Source organism: Paenibacillus sp. B-A-8, from assembly GCF_048572915.1.
Lineage (GTDB): Bacteria > Bacillota > Bacilli > Paenibacillales > Paenibacillaceae > Paenibacillus_AQ.
In genome coordinates this window covers 2,007,905-2,028,378 of the sequence record NZ_CP183882.1, presented here as the reverse complement: position 1 = coordinate 2,028,378, position 20,474 = coordinate 2,007,905, and the positions used below count along the sequence as shown (strand labels likewise).

Here is a 20,474-nt window from a genome sequence, read left to right as displayed (position 1 = left end):
TTCAGCACACCCCATCCCTTTGTTCTCTAGGCGGAATAGGGCGTACTGAGAGAATATTTTACAATTAATTTACTAATTAAGAATTTTGGTGGCGACGAATGCAAGATCCGTAATGTCAATCTTCTGGTCGCCGTTCAGATCGGCAATCTTGGCTTTCGCCCAATCAGAGCTGGCGGAGTCCTTACCGTAATGGTAAGCAACAATCGCAAGGTCGCCCACATTGACGATGCCGTCGTTGTTCAGATCCGCGGATACTTCCTTAATTACTGCGGACTTGAAGCTATTCACCGCACGGAGTAGATCAGTGACTGCGTTGTCAACCTGAGACTGTGTCGCGCCCGAGTTGTCTTTAACCGCTTTGGCCGCGTTAATTGCAATGCCGAACGCATCTTTGGCTGCCTGCGGATATTGACCAGGCAGAGTACCTACGACTGCAGCGTCATACAAGCTCTGCCCATTTGTAATCGCTGCGTTCAGCGCAGTCTTGTCTACGCTCACATCGATGCTTCCTACAGAAATGACCTTATGGTCCAGTTTCGCCTGGATCACGGCTCCCTCGGACGTTCCCAATTCCGCCCGCTTCACGGCTATCGTCCCGCTCGTGTTCTGGACACCGGATTTCACCTTAAAGGTCAGATCCAGAGACGGCGTGCTTGCTCCCGAGATACCTCCGATATTGGCGGCGATCAATCTGACCTCACCAAGGGTATCTTTGTCCTCTGCCATCAGCTCCACATTATACGTTGCGGAAGTTGCGCTCATATATTCGAAAACGTTGGCATCATAAGTGAACGTGATGTCCTGGGCATATACGCTTTCTACCAAGTTATTCAGCTTCACGCCGACGGTAAAGCTGCTTCCAGGCTTCACGCTGTCCGTTGCCGACAATGCAACGGCAGGCTCCAGGGGTTCCGGCTCTTCCGTAGACGGCCAGACGGGATCCGCCGTGGAGGTGCTTGTCGTCAAATAAATCCGGTCTATCGTCAACCCGTCTTCCCTGCCCCAGAAATTCAATTCATGTTCGCCGGCTGACATATTCAATGGCTCTCCCCCAGGCACGACGGAGCCGCCGTTGCTGAGATTCACCCATTTGAACTGTCCGCCGCTGATTCCCTCAATCCCGTTGGAAGTGAATTTATACTGCTGATCCACTCCGACATGGACGGAATCGGAATTGAAATCCACGCTCTTGGCTAGGATCCAAAGCTGGTAAGCCCCTGCTTTCGGGATGTTGATTTTATACCCAAGCCTGGAACCTGAGGCTAGGGTCGCTGCATCCGTCCCGGGCATATTAAAGCCGGTATCAGGCCCGAAGAACATGGCTTTTGTGGACTGCCCGTCGACAAGCGACCAGGTATGGCCGTTGATCGTGCCGTGTACGTAGGCCTCCTTCGAGTTGTCCGCCGCTGTTTCCGCCTCGATGGCTATGAAGACCGGCGTACTGAAACGAAGAGTATAGACTGCTGCTTCAATCCCGTCTCTGATCACCTTCACCGTTGCTATGCCGGGGATTTCCATCGTTTGTGTGATTTTGACCATCGCCTCGGGATCGTTAGCCATCGCGGTAACTTGAGGCGGAGCTGCCCCTTCCGGAACATCAATGTCATAGGAATAAATATTTGGACTAAAGCCACGCAAAGGAACACCGTTTAGACGAAGTTCTTTTAAATTCGTATCAACATTAGTCCCTTCCAGCTTGTCGCCTATTTTAAAGTAATCAAAGTCAACGTAACCGCCTGCAGTTTTTGTTGCATAATTGAATAAGGCAAATCGGTAACCCATAAAATGTGGCAGGGTGTATGACATTTGCAGGGTATTCCCGATCGATGCCCAGCGTTTACCATCCAGACTGTAATAGAAGGATGCTTTGTCCGTCCGATTCTTATAATCAAGCTCAGTCCGTAAATAGACGACGTCCTGATTGATCGGAATACTAGCCGTTTCTAATGCCGACCCTGAGCTTCCGTTTACCATCACAATCGACTTTTCAGATCCTGACATTTTAACCCCTACATAACCGTAAATTTTCTGAAAAGAAGATATTCCGGCTACATCCCCGTCTTTCATATGGCTGACATCAATTGCGATTGTCCCTGAGCTTTCCGGACCGAAGGTTCTCTGGGTAAGGGTATTTCTGGCATCCAGAATACTTGTGCTCGTTCTTCCCGTTGTTAATCTAAGGTGTCCGGGACGGTCCGTCAGAGACCAATATCTGTTATCGGGATTATGGTTCCATTGCCATACGTATGCAAGATTGGAGCCGTTGTCATCATTTTCTCCGCCGGCTACCTCGGTATGGTATGCACTAACTCTCTCTGTCCTCTGATCAAAATTGTCGGATGCCACCCAGGATTTCGAAAGCTCTGCAGCAATTCCCGTATCATTGACATCACCGAATACTGGCCAATTGTCCTCACTCCAAGTCATGGGAACAATATACGGGATGCGTCCCACCGAACCGTAATCCTGGAAGAGCATCCCATACCATTTCCCGTCAGCTGCTTGAACGATGCCGCCTTGGGCTACGCCGGCTCCACTTGTGTTACTCCCGGATTTCAGCGCAACCTTGCCTTCATAGGGACCGTCAATCTGATCTGCCCTGTGAACCAGTTGAGTTCGAATTCCCCCGGTCGGCCATGAAATATTAAAGATATAATATTTGCCGTTAATTTTATAAATGTGAGACCCTTCAGCGCCTAAACCTCCGGTTCCTCCGGGAGCGCTTGCATTTTGAATAATGACTTTGTTCATCCCTCCCGGTTTAATCGCCGTGGCATCCGAAGTAAGCTCAATCGCGCGAATGGTGCCATTGCCATGAACCAGATATACACGTCCGTCATCATCAAACAATAGAGACATATCATGATAAACTCCGCCGGCCAGTTCATACTTTTCCCAAGGTCCTTTTTCGATGTTCGTGGTTTGAAAAACAAACGTTTTACCGATATCATTGGAAGCAAAGACGACATAGAACTTGCCGTTATGATATCTGATATTACTAGCCCATGAGCCCTGCCCGTAAATATTCTGCCCATTGGTAAGCGTCTGTTTGTCATTGTCCGCTAGGATATCGTATACGTAACTGACAATTTCCCAGTTTACAAGATCCTTGGATTTCATAACGGGAACGCCCGGATTCATATGCATCGTTGTACTGGTCATATAAAAGGTATCTTCTACCCTGATTACACTAACATCCGGAATATCCGCCCATATAATCGGGTTCTTGGCGGTTTGATCCGCAGCATAGATAGATTTACCTGGTAGAAAGCAAATGAAGAAAGAACAAACCAAAACGAGTACCCAACACTTTTTATACATCGTATTTAATTCCTCCCATTCAGGCTCTATCAACCATTGATTTATCCCTTTATTTACTATTCTTAAAAATGATAGCGCTTTAATAAATATATTTAATAATACTTCTAAACTATATAATCGCCCCCTCTTCGCCCTTAATATCACTTCTCGCAAGCCATTCTCCTGAATTCTGCACTAATTATATCTGCGACTTTTAGTAAGTACAATGTAATTTCTTTTGAAGAAAGTAGACTTTTTGGTGCTCAAGTTTCGTTCGTATCCAAAAATAGCCTCCTGATTCTGGAAAAGAATCGAGAGGCCTATCATGCCTAGTAATTCGAACGGCCTCCGGCCGATTTCACCCATTTTAACGAAAAAACAGGTTATAACTTGGTTCGCATTCCCTTTATTTTGCTTGTACAACGATGATATAATCTTTTCGCAGTAATTAAACCAAAAAGAAGGGTGTATAAATTAATGCGTGAACTGCCCCCTAACATATTGCGAATTATTAATTACATCCGTAAGTCAAGAGAAGAAGAAATCCAAGAAGAACGAGAAGGAATCGATGCACTAGAACGTCAGCGCGTTCAAATGGAAACCGTATTGAAGCAATACGGTGTACCTTTTGAGCAAGTTAAAGAAGTTGGGTCGGGGGATTCAATTTCAGGACGACCCATCTTCAGACAAGTGCTGAGTGACATTGAGAACGGCAAGTACCAAGCGATCGCAGTACGTGAGATTCAGCGATTAGGGCGCGGCTCATACGGTGATATGGGTGTGATTTATGATTTGCTAGAGCAAAATCGCATTTACATCATTACTGAGAGTCGTATTTACGATCCCCGTAACTCTGATGATGCAAAGTTTATTCGGATGCAGCTCTTTATCTCTCGTGAAGAATATTTCATGATCAAAGAGCGACTTGTTAATGCTCGGTATTTTAAAGCCCGTGAGGAAGGGAAATTCATGAACTCACACCCCGCATACGGTTACCGGTCAAACATCAAAACTAAGAAACTTGAACCCTTTAACTATGATGAAAGCACAGGAGAATATACCGATGAAGCTGCGATTGTACGCAAAATATTTGATTGGTATGTGAATGATGATATCGGATATCAAGCCATCTCCACGAAACTCGTGAAAATGGGGATCCCTACCTCCAAGAACAAAAAGCATTGGCAAGGGCTGGTCATCCGCCGAATGTTAGAAAATCCAGTTTACATCGGACATATTTACTATCGAACCACAGAAAACATTAAGGACCCTTCTCTGAAACGGGGATATCGCCAAATCAAGCGTCCCAAAGAGGAGTGGCTGATTCACGAAAATGCGCATCATGCAATTATTGATAAAGAAACGTTCGATGCTGCACAGCGTAAATTGCAAGCAAATAGTAATCTTGCTCTTCCCGTTAAAGAACAGTTCCAGTCTTGTGAATTAGCATCACTTGTCGTTTGCCCAACTTGTCAGAAAAAAATGGTTCGCCAATACTCTACCCAGCATTATGATAAAAGGGGAAGCAATGTAACCAGCGTCTATCACAAAGAATTTCTCTATGACAAAGAGTGTCGTAAATCTTACAAGTACAGAGATGTTGAAGATCAAATCATTAAGCTTCTGCAGCATGTTAAAGATCTTGATACGAATCAACTCGAGTCAATGATTGAACAGACTCTTAACCGTGCAGCAAGCACAGCTAATAATCCATTGGATGACCTACGTATCCTGGAAGACAGTAAAAAGAAATTACAGTCGCGGCTTGAGTTTATTTTTAACGCTTATGAGTCCGGCGACTACACCCGTGAAGAGTTCAATAAGAGAAAAACAAAGCTTACTGAGGATTTAAAAGGTATTGAAGCGGAGATTCTCAAAATCAAAAATAAAGAGGCAACTGATGTGAAAAACGACATCAACATAGATTCAATTCGCAAGAAAGTATCCTCAGTAATTGATGCCTATCGTACGCTAAATGACAAGACAAGAAAAAATACGTTATTACGTCGTGTATTCGAGAAGGTTGAGGTTGAGGTCTTGGAGCCAGGCATTGGCAGGCGTCCTGCGAAGTTGCTCGTACGTGGATACTTCAAACATGATTTTCTATTATAAGAATCGGATTTTCTATTCTGTTACTGCCTTTACTGCCATTATTTTAGACTTTATCATCTAACTATCATTTCATCCGCACTAATTAATGCGAATCGACCAGCCTTGAAATTACCTTCTTGCGTCAGAGACAGCAGGTTCCACAGGAACTTTTCGTCACATTTGAGCATTTCTTGGAACTCCATTAGTCCACGGTTAGCTTTATTGAGCTCTCCGTCAAAACGGTACGCACGCGGATCGGATTCCGAGCCAAATTCAGTAATGGTCGAAAAATCGATGCTCCCGGTCAAATCGGCGATATCTTGCGACTTCGGATCAGATGGACTAAAGGTACCAATCCCTACCCGCTCTTCTTCTGACAAAATAACCCGGGCTACTCTGACCTGTTCAATATCCCCTGCATATTCATTTCTTAGCCGCATCTGGCAGGAAGGACAGAGGTTACCCTCAATCCGTACACCAAGTTCCTTCTCAATCTCTGGACGAAGCTCCAGGGGGATCAAATGTAGCGGGTCCTCATGCATCGGGCAGCCCTCTATTGCATATACCGCACCCGCATCTGTCCGCGAGTATTGTTCCAAACCACGTTTAAGCAGCGTGACTAGGGTCGATTTCCCCCCACTGACAGGTCCCATCAATAATAAAATCCGTTTACGAACATCGAGTCTACGTGCTGCAGAATGAAAATATTCCTCGACTAACTTTTCGACGGCACGATCAAGCCCAAAAATTTCCTGCTCAAAAAACTTATAACGTTTGCGTCCGTTTATGTCCTCTACGCCATGCGACTTAATCATGTCATAAACGCGGGAGTGAGCGGTTTTAGCGGGAGAGGGGTCTTTTTTCAAGATTTCTATATACTGCTTGAAGGTCCCGCTCCACGCCAAACGGTCGTTCTCAGCCCGATACGAAGCTATTCGCTCAAAAATATCCATTGCTCGCTGCCTCCTCTTGCGCTCTTACTTGCTCTCCTATAACGTTAAAAAGTGTATTACATACCTATGCAGAAAGCGTGGAATAGTTGACCTCTTTTTTGCTGTGCTATAATAGAGAATCATAAAATCGCAGTAAAACCTTAATGGAAACCCGAAAATAACGGGCTACGGGAGTGACACTATGGCGGTACGACATGAAACGGAGCTGTATGCTCCTTTAAAGGTTTTTTTTGAAAAGCAAGGATACAGCATCAAGGGTGAGGTTCGGACTTGTGATTTGGTGGGGATCCGTGAGGATTTAGAGCACCCTCTAATCGTGGAGATGAAAAAATCGTTCAACCTGGCCTTGCTGCTGCAAGGGGTGGAACGGCTGAAGCTCAGCCCTACGGTCTATCTCGCAGTGGAACGTGTCCGTGATAAAAAAGGGGCGGTGAACCAGCGCTGGGGCGAGCTTAGCGGACTGTGCCGCCGTCTTGGCCTCGGGCTGATCACCGTTTTTTTTTATAAGACCAAAGCACCGCTGGTCGAGGTGCTCGTTGAGCCGGACGAGACGCCGCCTGCCCAGCGCAGCAACAAGCGGCGGCGCGAGCGTCTGCTCTATGAGTTCCGCGAGCGCAGCGGAGACTACAACACCGGCGGCAGCACGCGCGTTAAGCTCGTGACGGCCTACCGCGAGAAAGCGCTGCGTGTCGCGCTTTCTCTGCAAGCAGCGGAGGCGGAAGCCGCCGTTGCTGCCGAGAAGGCCGCTGCGAAGGCTTCGCTCGCAGCGGGCAAACGTGCAGCGGCGAGCACCGCTGCACAGGCTCCGGCGCTGAGCTCAGCGCCGGAGGGGCGTGCTGCCGGGGACACGGCAGCACGGGAGGCAGCGGCGGCTGGCACGCGAAGCGGTGCCCCTAGCGCTGCCTCAAGCGCACGCTCGGCCGGGATCACTCCGGCCGAGCTGCGGAAGCGTAGCGGCGTACCGAACGCCGCCGCTATGCTGCAGCACAACTACTACGGCTGGTTCCACCGTATCAGCCGAGGGCGCTATACCCTGACCCCAGCCGGTCAGGCCGCGCTAGTGGAATACGCCGCTATAACTGGCGGCGCAACTCATAACAGCAATCATCACAGTAATTAGCTTGCCTATCGTAAGCAGTACTTTTTTTCGATTATAATCTTTTTGTTGGATTCTAATCCTTTACCCCCCAGTTCTAATCATTTACTCGGTCTTTAAACTTATTAATCTAATTCACACATAACATGTCTAACTAACGCCAAAAAGCATCCCATCTACGGGATGCTTTTTCGTATGTCTAATCTTATTTGAATCCTATCTCTGTGCATGCATTCCATGTTCTTAACTTACACACAACACACTAGTCTCATCCGGTTCTAAGTGACTGTACTTATTTGACTTATTTACACTCTCGAACACCAGCCTTATTACTAATTACCATTTTCTCTATTTACTTTAACATGCTACTCTTGCTGAATCATTCACATTAGAACCCTATACTACATTCAACATTCACTAATACTAAAACGTTCAAATCAAATTATACTTAAAAACACCATTCCGAAAAAGGCACACTAAGTTATTAGGGAAATCCTCCCTAATATTCTTCGATTCACATGCTAAAAACCGTATTTTAGGGAATTCCTCCCTGATTTTCGCCAGATTAACCCCTAAAACGGGGAATCCCTTAATTTTTTAGGGAGAAATTCCCTAAACAGTCCACTTTAGAGTTTAGATCGAACAGTTTTAGGGAGGATTTCCCTAAATAATCTCACATTTCGCACTTCATCTTGCCCAACTTGAAATTCTATCCTTGTTTTAGCTCTAAGGTGTCTTGTGTTATGTTTGTTCATCCGTCAGCTTATCTGTCAGTCCATATATCTGTCTTATTGTCTTCACTATACATCTGTCCATGTATCTGTCTGTTCGTCTATCTATACATCTGTCCATGTATCTGTCTATTCATCCATCTATGCATCTTTCCACAGTCCGTCTATTCATCTCTACGATAAATCCTCAATCGTCCTGACTTTTTATTCATTTCACTCATACTTTATCATTTTAATCATTTCATTCATAATTTTCATTCCACTATCTAACTCCGAGCCGTGAACTCCTTAACCGCCTCGCTCATTAAATTCATGCCGAGCAGCAGCTCATCCCGGCCGGGATGGCTGAAGTTAAGACGAATATGATTTCCGCTCCCATCCACACTACATAACGGTCCCGGCAAAAATGCCACTCCCTTACCCAGCGCACATTTCAGCAGTGCCATAACATCCATCCCCTCCGGCGGAGATACCCAGAGAAACATGCCTCCTGACGGCAGATCGTAGGAGCTTCCCTTCCAAGCTGGACGTTTAAGCAGCTCCACCATCAACTTCAGTCGGGTGTTATATTCTCGATTCAGCTGCGCAATATGCTCACGAAGATCAAAAGCGGTCACATCCAACAAATGATGCAAGAGCCGCTGATTTAATGCGCTCGATTGCCAGTCTGCCATCTGCTTGGCCGCAGCCATCATCCCGATCACTTCCCGGCTACCTGCTGCCCAGCCCGTCCGCAGCGCAGGCGCGACGGTCTTGCTGAACGAACCGATATATAATACGTGTCCGCCGTCACTTATATTTTCCAGTGCGTACAAAGATGGAAATCTTGTGGCCCAAGGTTCACCATACTTTTGAAAATGTAAATCACCATATGAGTCATCTTCTACAATCAGGATGTTATAGGCGATACAAAGATCCAGCACCTCACGCCGTCTCTCTAAACTCCATAGGATGCCACTTGGATTCGTAAAGCTTGGTGTTGCGAACAGCATCTTTGGCTTATGCAGTTCAATTTGCCTCCGCAAAAGATCTGGATCAAGCCCGTCCAAGTCACCCTCTACGGGAATAATAATGGCGCCTTGCATCCGAAGAGTTTGCAAGAATCCTGGAGATGTCGGATTTTCTACCAATACGCGATCCCCCGGATCAATATACACCCGCGATAACAAATCAATCGCTTGCTGGCTCCCCGTTGTTAGCAGAACTCCACCTTCAGTAACAGTTACCCCTTTTTCTCTGAGCCAATCCCCGGCAAGCCACTCCCGAAGTGGACCATACCCTGCAGGATCACCATATTGAAGTGCCCCTGCATCTGCAGATATCACCGTAGAGGCTGCTTCGGCAAGCAGCGATAACGGGAACAGTTCTTCCGCTGGTAATTCTTCAGCAAGCGATATCATGGAGCTTCTCCGTGTTTGGGTGCGAATACTTAGAAGCGGTGACGATAGCAGTGTGTGTGCGCGAGCAGAAAATTGGTAAAGCATGCGAAATCCCCCTTCCCTAGTACCAAGTAGAAATGGCTTGGTGATCCTCTTCCAAGGACAATTATCCATTCAACATGATATGCTTTCTTCTATTTCAAGAATATTCCACCTTTACCGTCATTATGTCGTATAGCTTGGGTTATGCGTAGATTTGCCTGTTTTGTCTTGAGAAGAGAGCAAATTTCTCAATGGCTTGCGCTCGCGTCGAAACATCAAGCTTCACATAAATTTTGCGCAAGTAATTGTCAATCGAACGACGACTTACTGCAATTTCGAGTGCTATTTTATCATAGGTAATCCCCTGTACGATTCGCTCCATAATAAACATCTCTGTCTGCGTCAATTGAAGAACATCATCCAGTCCTTTAGATGTCGAAATCGGCCAGGATCCTTTCTCTATCCATTCTAGCGGCATTGAAAGAAAACCCACTCGCAAACCCAGTATCAGCTGTAAAAGCTGATTAGGAGAAGCTCCTTTGGAGAATATCCCGCTCGCTCCCAGCTCTATGAGGGGTTGAAGCAGATCCCTGCCATCTTCATCTGTCATCACGACAAAATGTGAGTTTGGTGAGCTTTTTTTCATATTTAACAGCACACTCTCAATATTACCTTCAGGCATATGATAATCTGCCAGCACTAGCTCGGGATTCTTTTCCCTTACGATGGAAGCGCCTTCGTTCCAAGTTGAATACATTCCTAGAACCTTAAGCTCTCCTCCCTCTTCCAAAATCAATTTCGTCCCCAGCATACTTGTAGGATGACACCCCACAATAACCACCTGCCAAACCTTCATCATTAATGCCCAGACCCCCTGCTTTATATAATCATCCAGAAAGGAAAGCGCCGCAGCGTTTCCGGTTTAAACGCAAGCAAGGAAGTATGATGACTTGTCCGTTTATTCTCTAGCTGGTTACCTTGAGTACGTCTATCAGAATTCCAATCTATAGAAATTGTATCGCAGTAGTTTAATAGGATGCAATTACTTTTTCTAGTTTTCACACTCTCTTTCATTTTTGCGAAACTAGTCAAAGTCTGATAGAATGGGGACTTGAAAAAAAGACCAACCCGAGGTGATCAAATGCAACCGCTAGCGGAAACGTCCCCGGTACACTCGCGCCGTGCTGCTGTGAGAAGCGGCCCTTCCGTAAAATGGTTTTTACTGTTCTGGATCGTGATGATTGGAATTGGTGTATATGCTGTTTACAGCTACACGAACCATTTGAAGCAGCAGGTGCTGAGCGAACTTAGTACTCAGAGCCAGCAGCAGCTTACCGTTCTAAAGACCGACTATGAGTCAAAAATTGCCGTTCTGACCGAAGAAGTGAAGGAATTGCAGAATACTGTGCAAAGTTTTAACGAACTATTAACCTTCACTAAAGATAATGCTAGTGCCAAGACAGATAATAGTAATAAGCTATATACGCAATTGAACGAGGTTAACAAACAGTTAGAAGCTTTGAAGAAACAAATGGATCTGATCAAATGATGACGCCTGTCAAAAGAGTAAACCGTTTCTTTTTGCTTCTAACCGCACCTTTTCTAGGTTTACTGATATGTATGTGGTGGTATCGACCACCGATCGAGCTGGATCTTGATGTAGGACAATTCACACCTATCTCAGGACCGTTGAATGAAACAGCCATACTAAAAAAAGATTTAGCCCTAGCTGAAGGCACTGTATCCTACACCATAGATGCAATCAGCGCCAGCGCCAAGCTATATAAAGGAACCACTGCTGTGATGAATAAGCTGGTTGAAACAGCGCAGACGCAAGCGAGCCGTCCTGAGCTTATCTATAACCGCCGGATTTCCGCCAAGCTTGGAATCCCTTCTGAGATCCTTAGCAGCGACCGTATTAGAGTTGAGTTATATCGATTGAATCCAGGAAACTACAAAGCTTATGCTTTGAAAATCAAACTGAAGGATCCGACCGCTATGAAGATGAGCCTGGCGGAGACAGCCTCCGGTGCGGAAACAACTATGCATGCCGTACAGCGTAATGGAGCCATTGCTGGTATTAATGCAGGCGGTTTTGCAGATCAATCCGGAAAACGCTATCCCTTAAGCACTACTGTGGTTGATGGAAAGTATCTCAATGGTTTCGAGCCGACCTTCAAGGACCTCAGCTTCGTAGGACTGAACAAGTCCGGACAGTTAATCGGCGGAAAATTCTACAGTCGCGCACAGTTAGATCAACTTGAACCCGTATTCGGTGCAACCTTTGTGCCTGTTCTACTGAAGAATAACGTCAAAGTGCCCATCCCTGAAAAGTGGAAAACCTCCCCCAATCGGGCGCCACGTACAGTTATCGGTAATTATAAGGATGATCAGCTTCTCATTTTTGTAGCAGATGGCTATAATGAGCTAGGTAGCTCTGGAGCACAATTAGAGGAAATTCAGAACAAGCTATATAACATGGGCGTGATGGATGCTTATAATTTGGACGGTGGAGGCTCATCATCACTTATCTTCAACGGAAGAGTAGTCAACAAACCTTCGGACGGAAATCTTAGAGCTGTACCGACTAATTTCCTGTTTTTCGAATGATTATATTAAAATGTCTATGCAACATATCACATTTGCGTTTATTTTTATTGATTTGCAGGTTATAATCTTGATAACGAATACATTTGCTAATGGAGGTGCCAGTATGTCGTTCTCATTAACCTTTTGGATCGTAACGTTCGTATTTGTGTTATTTATGGCCGGCATCCTTACCTCATCTTACAACGACGACAAAACAAAAGGCTTATAAGCAAGAAGAAACGGTATTGCCGTCCTTTTTGGGGCGGTACCCGTTTCTGCGAAAACCAGCACGATTAATTTACGGTGTGAAATCTATATAAATTCTTACATTTATACTAATGCTTCAGAGGCTCTTGGCTTCTGAGGTATTTTTTTGTATAAAAAAACTGCCACATAAAGTAGACGATATCTACGAATGGGGCAGTTCCTTTATTTAGAAAACTATAGGCCGTCGAATTCTAAATGAGTAAATATGTACTTCCTAGGCGTGTCTCGGCAATTGGGTCATTTCTGAGAGGCATGCAGCGCAAATATAACGATCTTTATATTCACTTACACCTTCCATTGATCCGCAGAAAACACATTTTGGACGATAGCGCTCCAGGATAATATGGTCACCCTGTACCAAAATTTCAACCGGGTCGCCTTCATTCATCTGATACCTTTTACGCAGGGACTTAGGCAGAACAATTCTACCCAGCTGATCCACTTTGCGAACTACACCAGCAGGTTTCATATCTAACGTACACCTCTCCTGTTCAACTAATAATTTGTAGCTACTATTTATTTCGGCTCATTCATTATATTTCGTTATTAAAATGTCGAATCCTGCTGAAAAAAACAAAAAAATTGTCTTTTTTTCTAAATAAGATTCGGAAAATCCAGCTGTCGAAGGGCTTCATATACAATAATAGCCGCAGAATTCGATAAATTTAGCGATCTCACGGCATCACTCATCGGCATGCGCATTTTTGTTTCTTTTCCGGCTTCCAGAATTTCAGCAGAAAGCCCCTTCGTTTCTTTACCAAAGACAAAGAAATCTCCATCTTGAAAATCAAAGTCACTATATCTCTTCTCAGCTTTCGTTGTTGCGTAAAAGAAACGTCCCTCACTATACTTCTCGAGCACTTCAGCAAAAGAATCGTGATATTCAATGTTAACGGCATGCCAGTAATCTAATCCTGCTCTTTTCAATGTAGCATCATCTGTACGGAATCCGAGTGGGCGAACCAGGTGAAGATGAGTGCCTGTTGCTGCGCAGGTACGCGCGATGTTTCCAGTATTGGCCGGAATTTCCGGTTCAACTAATACGATATGGAGTGCCATTATATGGTTCCTTCCTCTCTAAAGGCTTGATAGCCAGATGTTTTATTCTAGTGCATAACCATAGCTTCTCCAAACAAACTGAAAACCTTCCACCCATGGGCGGAAGGTTTACGATAGAGTTCATTAACCTTGAGTTTGCCGGAAATGGTTCATGAAATCAGAAAGTGCCTTAACACTTTCGTAAGGAACTGCATTGTAAATGGAAGCGCGCAAGCCACCCACACTGCGATGTCCTTTTAAGCCGACAAAACCTTCCAGCTCAGCGGCTTTAACAAACCGTTTTTCGAGTTCTTCCGATTGCATCCGGAAGGTAACATTCATAATGGAGCGGCTGCTCTTCTCAGCAACACCACTATAGAAGCCGTCACTTCCATCGATATGATCGTATAAGAGACCCGCTTTTTCAAGATTCTTGGATTGGATGCCGGCTAGACCGCCTTGCTCCTCAATCCATTTTAACACTTCGTTAACCATGTATACAGAGAAAGATGGAGGTGTGTTGTAAAGAGAGTTATTTTTATAATGAGTACTGTAACGCATAATTGTTGGAATGTTAGAAGGTGATTCTGCAAGCAATTCTTCTTTAGCGATAACCACAGTCACACCGGAAGGACCTAGATTCTTCTGAGCTCCAGCATAGATCATTCCAAATTGATTTACATCGATTGGACGACATAGAATATCACTAGACATATCTGCAATTAGCGGAATCGAACCAGCATCTGGGAATTCCGCATACTGCGTTCCTTCGATGGTCTCATTGGAAGTTACATGAAGGTAAGCCGCATTATCCGCAGCCTTGATCGAGCTTAACTCTGGAATCGCTACGAATTTCTTATCTTCTGAAGAAGCGGCTACATGAGCGCCCCCGACCAATTTAGCTTCTTTAAAAGCCTTATCAGCCCAACTTCCTGTCATTACATAACTACCTACTTGGCCCTCAGAGATCAAGTTCATAGGAATCATAGCAAACTGCGTGCTTGCTCCACCTTGTACGAACAATACCTTATAGCCCTTCGGATTGCCGAGGAGCGAAAGCAGACGTTCCTGCGCTTCATTATGCACGGATTCGTAGATTGCTCCACGGTGCGACATCTCCATGATAGACATTCCACTTTCTCGGAAATCAACAAACTCCGCTTGTGCGCGTTCCAGTACCGTAAGCGGCAATGCTGCCGGTCCGGCATTAAAATTGTATGCTCTCTTATTCAAAACTACTCCCCACCCTTTCTCTCCTATCAATATGGATATCGCTTATGATAGCAATAATCTTACACACCAGCAAGTATAATTATTCACATAAAGGCTTGGATTACTGCTTATTGAGTTGTGAAAAAATGATAAGTTCGGCTCCAGGACTTGCTTTCATGCGGTAAAAGACTAATGTTCACAAAAACTTCAGGAGAGACCACATGGCGTTCTCCCCATAGCGCCATTCGTGCTACTGGGAAATCTCCGCTTTCACGTACTCCTGTTCCACTAGGCTTATGAACCAATTCCCAATTGAACTCGGCTTCCGGTCCTCCCCAGCCACTCAACTTGCAATAAAAGGACCGGTCTGGCTCTTCTGACCAAGTAAGGGTATTACCAGATACCTCTAGCAAATTGTTCGTGTATTGAGATTCCGGTTCCTCAACTTTGAGCCCATTCGGGAGGCGCAACTCAAAATCCGGACCTATATTTAAACCATCAATTCCAATAAAATTGTGGATGTACTCCTCGGTCTGGATTGGCTTATTCCCTTTGTTATGCAATTCATATGCAATTTTTAATTGGTCGTCCTTTATAGAGATCGTTTTGGTCAAAAGCATCGTGTATCCATTACTTTCCATAGGTTGAATAATATATGAAACCGAATCACCCTTAACCTCCCTATCAACAGTAAAGGGGGTTAGTGGATACTCGTTATGAAAGCTATAGCTCTGCGAGTCCTGCTTTTGTAACAGTCCGATTCCGGGCTTTGGAAACCAGCCTCCAATCGGTGCTTCATCATACCCAATTGCCCGGGAAATGCCAAACTCATTGCACAGTCCACTTCCGCCAGTACCTTCGCCTTCCTTCAAGCTTTCTGGCACACAAAAAGTATGCTTACCTTTTTCTAACGTAACTTGTGTGATAAACCCCGTCCAGTCAAAACGAGTCCCTTTATATGCTTCTCCAATATCAGCGATATCTACAGATAATACGCCATTTGACAGCTTGCAGCCCATCCTTCACACGCCCCTTTAATCATTCAACAAATAAATTAGCCCCATTATATCATCTATGAAGAAGCTTAGTTTTTATATTTTTTCAAAAAAAGTCTGCAGCCGCTATACTTAACGGTGCAGACGCTTTTAATAAAATCTAGTTATGATTACGCCAAAGTCACTTCAATCACGTGACGCTTCTCTGTCTGCAGAGCGAGTAGATCTTCACGTGGAATAATCGCACTCCCTGAGCCGCGCTGCAGCGTCACCTCGCTGCCATTTAAGGTAACGGAGTGTATTTGGTACTCTCCGTAATTAAAGCTTCCTGTGGCTTTATAGACCACTTCAAACTCACGATCTGCAAAGATCGTCTTAATGGATGCTTTCCCCTCTGAATCAAATTGTTCTTTTACTAGCTTAGGTTCTAGCAATAGATCGCCCAGTTTTCCCTTCACACCAAATACTTCAGTGACCATGGTTAGCAAGAGCCAGCTTGCCGAGCCTGTTAGATATGTGTACATTCCTCTGCCTTGCTCGTTAATATATTCAGGAATCCCTGGATAGATACGAGCTTTTGCGAAATCTGTACTCAAGTTGTAAAGAGATTCGAGAACCTTATGACCTTCTTTTACATAACCTCGTTTGTACAACGCATTTCCATACATGATCGTCATGTGACTGAACATGGCCCCATTTTCTTTATGACCAAATGCAAAGCCGAAAGCACGACCCAGATTCTGCTGAATCCCTCCGAAACGGGAATTAAGCCTGTATCCGATCTTGTCATCTAGTAGATTACGATCAACAGCAGCAATAATGTGTGGAATTTGCTCCGGAGCTGCTGCATGACCCATAAGCGGGAATACTTGACCCGTAAGTGTCATCCGAACGCCTTCAGAAAATTCTCCCTCTACCCGTTCACCATCGTTATTATAATAACCGTTAAACCAGCCATCGCCATTCTCACTCTGTACCCACTCGTTGTTGCGCAAATGATTAAATATCCATTCCGCTTTTTGTTCCAGATCATCAGCTACTTTTTCAATATCTAGAGATACACGAACTCCACTCACCTTATTTGGTGCCGCGGCATAATATCGATCCAATCTCTCATGCTTGCCTGATATAGAACCGTAATCCACACGTTCGTTAAGCGTATCCAGCAACAGCTGCATCTCTTCTGCCAACTCAACCTTTTCCTGACCTTTAGAAGTCTTAAGAGTACGCAGCATCCGAGAAATATCTAATAGATTGCTAGCATAGAAAGATGTAAAAGCCACACTCTCTCCGCGATCCGCACCCATATCGAGACCATCATTCCAGTCCGCACCTTCGAGCAGGATATTATTATGTTCCCCTACATTAAAGAACGGAACCAGGTTTTGCAGCAAAATATGTTCCAGAATTGTACCTTTGTAGATTTCCCCAGAAGCTGTTCTAAGATCACTGCCTGCAGAGGTTTCCCAAGAAGTATCACGTTCCTTACAACGACTCATAAAAGTATCCCGGAAATAAGTCTGTTCTTGCAACAAGAAATCAAGATCACCACTCTGATCCAAATAGAGCATCGTTGTTAAGAACGGCCATGCCCCATGATCCATCCATACTCGAGGAATATTGTTACGGTCAGCAATAAATTCGCCCGGTTGTTGACCGATAATAGTTGCGTTACTGCCGTCAATTCTCACACCAGCGTAATTATTGAAGAGTAGGCTGCGAACTTCGGCAGGTTCCATAATAAGCAGTGCCAGACAGTCTTGCCAAAGATCTCGCCAGCCACGTCCGCCTCTTCCATAATCATGATACGGTAAGAAGGAGTTACCATAGAGTCTTCTAAGGACCGGTTGAATGGTTACCCATTTCATCCATTGATCCGCATCCGAATCACCGGTATGGAATTCAACCATATTCACTTTATCTGCCCAGAACGCTTTAGTCTCCTCTAGGAGTTGATCAAAAGCTTCAGATGCTCCATATTTATTCATCAACGCTTCAACATTAATTCTATTACTATCAATTGCCATAACTACGACATATGAATGTTTTTCACCAGGAGACAAGGTAATTGAGGCAAACCGGAGGCCACCGACTGCTTCATAACCCTCTCTATCCACGCCTCCACCTTTACCGATCTCTGGCGTAGTATTCAGAATAACCGCTTCTGGCCAGTCAAGACTTCCACCTTCGCCGATGAATTCCTCTTGAATCGGGAAGAAACCAACAGGCTGACTTCCGTCACCTTCCGCTCCAAATACACCGTAAGAGGTATGGTTAACGCGATGACCACGTTCATCGAAAGAAAGTGCAGGCTGAACCTCAACACCATATGCTGAAGTGTAAATCCGGTTCAGCAAGGAAGTTACATGTCTGTGATCCCGCAGATCATCTGCGGAACGGGCATACAATGGAACTACAGCTGTTGGTGTAAGAGTAATCTTCTCTGTTCCAATGTTCGTCAATGTAACTTTCATTAGTTCTACCTTGTCGTTACCGCTAGGTACGAAGCTAGTAATCTCAGCTGTGACACCCATCTCAGAGTTACTGCGAGTGACCCGATGCCATAGAAAACCAGCCTCAAGCACTGCTTCATCAGCAGATGAAGTGTAGAACGCTGCGTTTTGCTTAGCCGAATTTCCTGCTGCAGACCAAGCACCCTTGCCTTCGACGTATACCCAGAAATTACGTGAAGCACGGGAATTATGCAAATCTTCGACAGATAATGGCGGTGTTAAAAATGTATTATGACCTGTCGTCGCCTGTCCATGAAGTTTAGGAGTAACGGTCGACATCATCCCTCCCTCATTTACTAGAGGGAAGTATAAGAAACTACTGTGATCCGGTTGCTGAAGCTTGAACTCCCCATCTTTCCCAGTGAATTCAAAGCCATGAATTTTTTTACGGTCCATTGTCCCCATCCTCTCATTTACACAACTACTTAAGCTTTAACCGCACCTGCCAATGCACCGTCAACAATATATTTTTGAATGAAGGTGTACAGGACGATAAGTGGTGCCGATACGATCATGATCCCGCACGCCAACATAGGCCAGTTATTCCCGTATTGACCGCGGAATTCTTTAAGCCCGAAGGTAATTGGATAATGTTCCGGACTTGGCAAATACATGATTGGACCTACAAAGTCATTCCAAATCGTAATCGCCGTCAGGATAACACCTGTTGCGATAACAGGTTTCATCAATGGCATAATGATCTGGAACAGATAACGCATATATCCAGCACCATCCATGCCCGCAGCTTCATCCATCTCACGGCTGATTCCTTTAATATAACCTACGAACATCATGAAGACGATACCAGTTCCCCCTGTTTTTAGGAGGATATAACCCAGCTTCGTATCATAACCCACAAATCCAAGCTCTTGTTTCAGGGTAAGCATTAATTTGAACTGTGCAACCATAGGGTTAGGCAAGAATTGTGACATCAAGAAGAACAAATAAATAAATCCGCTCCACTTTACATAATTTCTCGCTACCGGGAAAGCTCCGAATAACGAAACGATTAGTGTTAGCACTGTCGCTACGCCTGTGTACAACAAACTGTTAATGAAATAATTAGAGAAATTACCTTTTAACCAAGCTTCCTTGTAGTTATCCCATTGAATACTTTTCACAAGTCCGATCGGGTCTAGCAGGTAATCTGAAAAAGACTTGAATGAAATGTTTATTACAAACAATAGCGGCATGATATACAAAACAAGCAATACTGCAATCAGAATATAGGAGAGAGTTTTGGCGGTTTTGGAATCTTTCATTAATATTCCACCTCTCTCTTACGCATTTGTTTAACTGCAAATACAACGAAGACCAGAATCATTAGGAACTGTACCACCGAAAGCGCGGATGGAAGTCCCATCTGAAGAGAACCACGGAACGTCTCTTTATACACGTCATAAGCCATCGTTCTTGTGTTAAAGCGACCGTCCGTAGTTGCGAGAATAATATCAAAGGTGGACATCGCACCGATAATGGACAAAATAATATTAATGGTGAACGATGGAGCAATAAGCGGGAACGTAATGTTCTTAAAAGATTGCCACTTCGTAGTTCCATCAATATATCCAGCTTCATACAGATCCTTCGGTACGGATTGAAGGCCTGCAAGGAAAATTAACATGGAGTAACCCATGTACATCCAAATTTGCGTAAATATAATATAACCAAACGCATGGGTGAAGCTTCCAAAGAACATATCTTTATAACCGAACAATGAATCATACAGTTGATTGACAGGGCCACTAAGCGGATCGAACATCAAGCCCCATACCAGTGCAACTACCGATACACCGAGGACAACCGGTAAAAAGAAAACTGCGCGATAAAAATAATCGCCTTTCAGCTTCTGATTAATAACTACGGCCATAAGGAGACCTACACCGTTCTGTACGATTGTAACAATGATCATGAAATAAACAGTTCGTATAATGGAATCCCAACGTTCGCCTGAATTTCCGGAGTTAAAAACGCTATAGTAATTGTCAAGGCCTACGAAATTCAACTTGCTTCCAGGAACGTTAGTAATATCTGTAAATGAATAGATGACCGTCATCATAGAGGGTCCAAAATAAAAAACAACATACAACGATAATGGAATCATAAGCAGCAGAAGTGGTAAATATCGTTTTATACCTTTTCCGAACGGATACATTTCTCTCACCTACCCAATCCTAATTCAATAAAATCATCGGGGTCTGTACGAACAGACCCCGAAGTTGTAGTACATGATGTTGCACAGTATGTTGTAGATGTCTGTTTATTGGG

The 20,474-nt window shown here is 44.6% G+C and carries 14 protein-coding genes and 1 pseudogene; 4 read left to right on the top strand and 11 right to left on the bottom strand.

The window, feature by feature from the left end:
• Positions 1-72 precede the first annotated feature (72 nt).
• Positions 73-3,321, bottom strand: coding sequence for a family 43 glycosylhydrolase (locus ACN6MV_RS08865; protein WP_419886163.1), 3,249 nt, complete (start codon positions 3,319-3,321; stop codon positions 73-75).
• Between the two features lie 456 nt (positions 3,322-3,777).
• Between ACN6MV_RS08865 and ACN6MV_RS08860 the strand changes: the two genes are divergently transcribed.
• The gene (locus ACN6MV_RS08860) at positions 3,778-5,412 is read left to right on the top strand and encodes a recombinase family protein (protein WP_419886162.1); all 1,635 of its coding nucleotides are present in this window, start codon (positions 3,778-3,780) and stop codon (positions 5,410-5,412) included.
• Positions 5,413-5,471: 59 nt separating this feature from the next.
• On the opposite strand, the pseudogene ACN6MV_RS08855 reads toward ACN6MV_RS08860, so the two are convergent.
• Positions 5,472-6,344, bottom strand: a pseudogene (locus ACN6MV_RS08855) (protein prkA); the annotation flags it as partial.
• Positions 6,345-6,525: 181 nt separating this feature from the next.
• Here ACN6MV_RS08855 and ACN6MV_RS08850 point away from each other — a divergent pair.
• Positions 6,526-7,464: a DUF2161 family putative PD-(D/E)XK-type phosphodiesterase gene (locus ACN6MV_RS08850; RefSeq protein ID WP_419886161.1), complete on the top strand. Its 939-nt coding sequence runs from the start codon at positions 6,526-6,528 to the stop codon at positions 7,462-7,464.
• 973 nt (positions 7,465-8,437) lie between these two features.
• Here ACN6MV_RS08850 and ACN6MV_RS08845 read toward each other — a convergent pair.
• Positions 8,438-9,655, bottom strand: a complete 1,218-nt coding sequence (locus ACN6MV_RS08845; RefSeq protein ID WP_419886160.1) for a PLP-dependent aminotransferase family protein — start codon at positions 9,653-9,655, stop codon at positions 8,438-8,440.
• Positions 9,656-9,794: 139 nt separating this feature from the next.
• On the bottom strand, positions 9,795-10,451 hold the full coding sequence (locus ACN6MV_RS08840; RefSeq protein WP_042125683.1) for a response regulator transcription factor: 657 nt from the start codon (positions 10,449-10,451) through the stop codon (positions 9,795-9,797).
• 282 nt (positions 10,452-10,733) lie between these two features.
• Between ACN6MV_RS08840 and ACN6MV_RS08835 the strand changes: the two genes are divergently transcribed.
• Both ACN6MV_RS08835 and ACN6MV_RS08830 read left to right on the top strand, forming a co-directional pair.
• Positions 10,734-11,141: a hypothetical protein gene (locus ACN6MV_RS08835; RefSeq protein WP_042125682.1), complete on the top strand. Its 408-nt coding sequence runs from the start codon at positions 10,734-10,736 to the stop codon at positions 11,139-11,141.
• The gene (locus ACN6MV_RS08830; protein WP_419886159.1) at positions 11,138-12,202 is read left to right on the top strand and encodes a phosphodiester glycosidase family protein; all 1,065 of its coding nucleotides are present in this window, start codon (positions 11,138-11,140) and stop codon (positions 12,200-12,202) included. The genes ACN6MV_RS08835 and ACN6MV_RS08830 overlap by 4 nt, the downstream gene beginning before the upstream one ends.
• A gap of 460 nt (positions 12,203-12,662) precedes the next feature.
• On the opposite strand, the gene ACN6MV_RS08825 is transcribed toward ACN6MV_RS08830, so the two are convergent.
• The 7 genes from ACN6MV_RS08825 to ACN6MV_RS08795 form a co-directional block, all read right to left on the bottom strand.
• The gene (locus ACN6MV_RS08825) at positions 12,663-12,917 is read right to left on the bottom strand and encodes an AbrB/MazE/SpoVT family DNA-binding domain-containing protein (protein WP_039871533.1); all 255 of its coding nucleotides are present in this window, start codon (positions 12,915-12,917) and stop codon (positions 12,663-12,665) included.
• 125 nt (positions 12,918-13,042) lie between these two features.
• Complete coding sequence (gene trmL / locus ACN6MV_RS08820; protein WP_419886158.1) at positions 13,043-13,507, bottom strand: tRNA (uridine(34)/cytosine(34)/5-carboxymethylaminomethyluridine(34)-2'-O)-methyltransferase TrmL; 465 nt, start codon at positions 13,505-13,507, stop codon at positions 13,043-13,045.
• A 123-nt stretch (positions 13,508-13,630) separates the two neighbouring features.
• The gene (serC, locus tag ACN6MV_RS08815; RefSeq protein ID WP_313638509.1) at positions 13,631-14,719 is read right to left on the bottom strand and encodes a 3-phosphoserine/phosphohydroxythreonine transaminase; all 1,089 of its coding nucleotides are present in this window, start codon (positions 14,717-14,719) and stop codon (positions 13,631-13,633) included.
• Between the two features lie 107 nt (positions 14,720-14,826).
• Positions 14,827-15,717, bottom strand: a complete 891-nt coding sequence (locus tag ACN6MV_RS08810) for a hypothetical protein (RefSeq protein WP_419886157.1) — start codon at positions 15,715-15,717, stop codon at positions 14,827-14,829.
• Positions 15,718-15,863: 146 nt separating this feature from the next.
• Positions 15,864-18,602 carry a GH36-type glycosyl hydrolase domain-containing protein gene (locus ACN6MV_RS08805; RefSeq protein WP_419886156.1) on the bottom strand — a complete coding sequence of 913 codons (2,739 nt, stop codon included), beginning with the start codon at positions 18,600-18,602 and terminating at the stop codon, positions 15,864-15,866.
• A gap of 29 nt (positions 18,603-18,631) precedes the next feature.
• Positions 18,632-19,468 carry a carbohydrate ABC transporter permease gene (locus ACN6MV_RS08800; protein ID WP_042125671.1) on the bottom strand — a complete coding sequence of 279 codons (837 nt, stop codon included), beginning with the start codon at positions 19,466-19,468 and terminating at the stop codon, positions 18,632-18,634.
• Positions 19,468-20,361 carry a carbohydrate ABC transporter permease gene (locus tag ACN6MV_RS08795; RefSeq protein ID WP_042125669.1) on the bottom strand — a complete coding sequence of 298 codons (894 nt, stop codon included), beginning with the start codon at positions 20,359-20,361 and terminating at the stop codon, positions 19,468-19,470. Before ACN6MV_RS08795 ends, ACN6MV_RS08800 begins: the two co-directional genes overlap by 1 nt.
• Positions 20,362-20,474: the final 113 nt, after the last annotated feature.

What these genes read in the sequence shown, in the direction of transcription:
- ACN6MV_RS08795 (WP_042125669.1), bottom strand. Translation starts at nt 20,361, where the DNA reads ATGTATCCGTTCGGAAAAGGTATAAAACGATATTTACCACTTCTGCTG.
- ACN6MV_RS08805 (WP_419886156.1), bottom strand. Translation starts at nt 18,602, where the DNA reads ATGGACCGTAAAAAAATTCATGGCTTTGAATTCACTGGGAAAGATGGG.
- ACN6MV_RS08810 (WP_419886157.1), bottom strand. Translation starts at nt 15,717, where the DNA reads ATGGGCTGCAAGCTGTCAAATGGCGTATTATCTGTAGATATCGCTGAT.
- ACN6MV_RS08860 (WP_419886162.1), top strand. Translation starts at nt 3,778, where the DNA reads ATGCGTGAACTGCCCCCTAACATATTGCGAATTATTAATTACATCCGT.
- ACN6MV_RS08835 (WP_042125682.1), top strand. Translation starts at nt 10,734, where the DNA reads ATGCAACCGCTAGCGGAAACGTCCCCGGTACACTCGCGCCGTGCTGCT.
- ACN6MV_RS08850 (WP_419886161.1), top strand. Translation starts at nt 6,526, where the DNA reads ATGGCGGTACGACATGAAACGGAGCTGTATGCTCCTTTAAAGGTTTTT.
- ACN6MV_RS08830 (WP_419886159.1), top strand. Translation starts at nt 11,138, where the DNA reads ATGATGACGCCTGTCAAAAGAGTAAACCGTTTCTTTTTGCTTCTAACC.
- ACN6MV_RS08865 (WP_419886163.1), bottom strand. Translation starts at nt 3,321, where the DNA reads ATGTATAAAAAGTGTTGGGTACTCGTTTTGGTTTGTTCTTTCTTCATT.
- ACN6MV_RS08825 (WP_039871533.1), bottom strand. Translation starts at nt 12,917, where the DNA reads ATGAAACCTGCTGGTGTAGTTCGCAAAGTGGATCAGCTGGGTAGAATT.
- trmL (WP_419886158.1), bottom strand. Translation starts at nt 13,507, where the DNA reads ATGGCACTCCATATCGTATTAGTTGAACCGGAAATTCCGGCCAATACT.
- ACN6MV_RS08800 (WP_042125671.1), bottom strand. Translation starts at nt 19,468, where the DNA reads ATGAAAGATTCCAAAACCGCCAAAACTCTCTCCTATATTCTGATTGCA.
- ACN6MV_RS08845 (WP_419886160.1), bottom strand. Translation starts at nt 9,655, where the DNA reads ATGCTTTACCAATTTTCTGCTCGCGCACACACACTGCTATCGTCACCG.
- ACN6MV_RS08840 (WP_042125683.1), bottom strand. Translation starts at nt 10,451, where the DNA reads ATGATGAAGGTTTGGCAGGTGGTTATTGTGGGGTGTCATCCTACAAGT.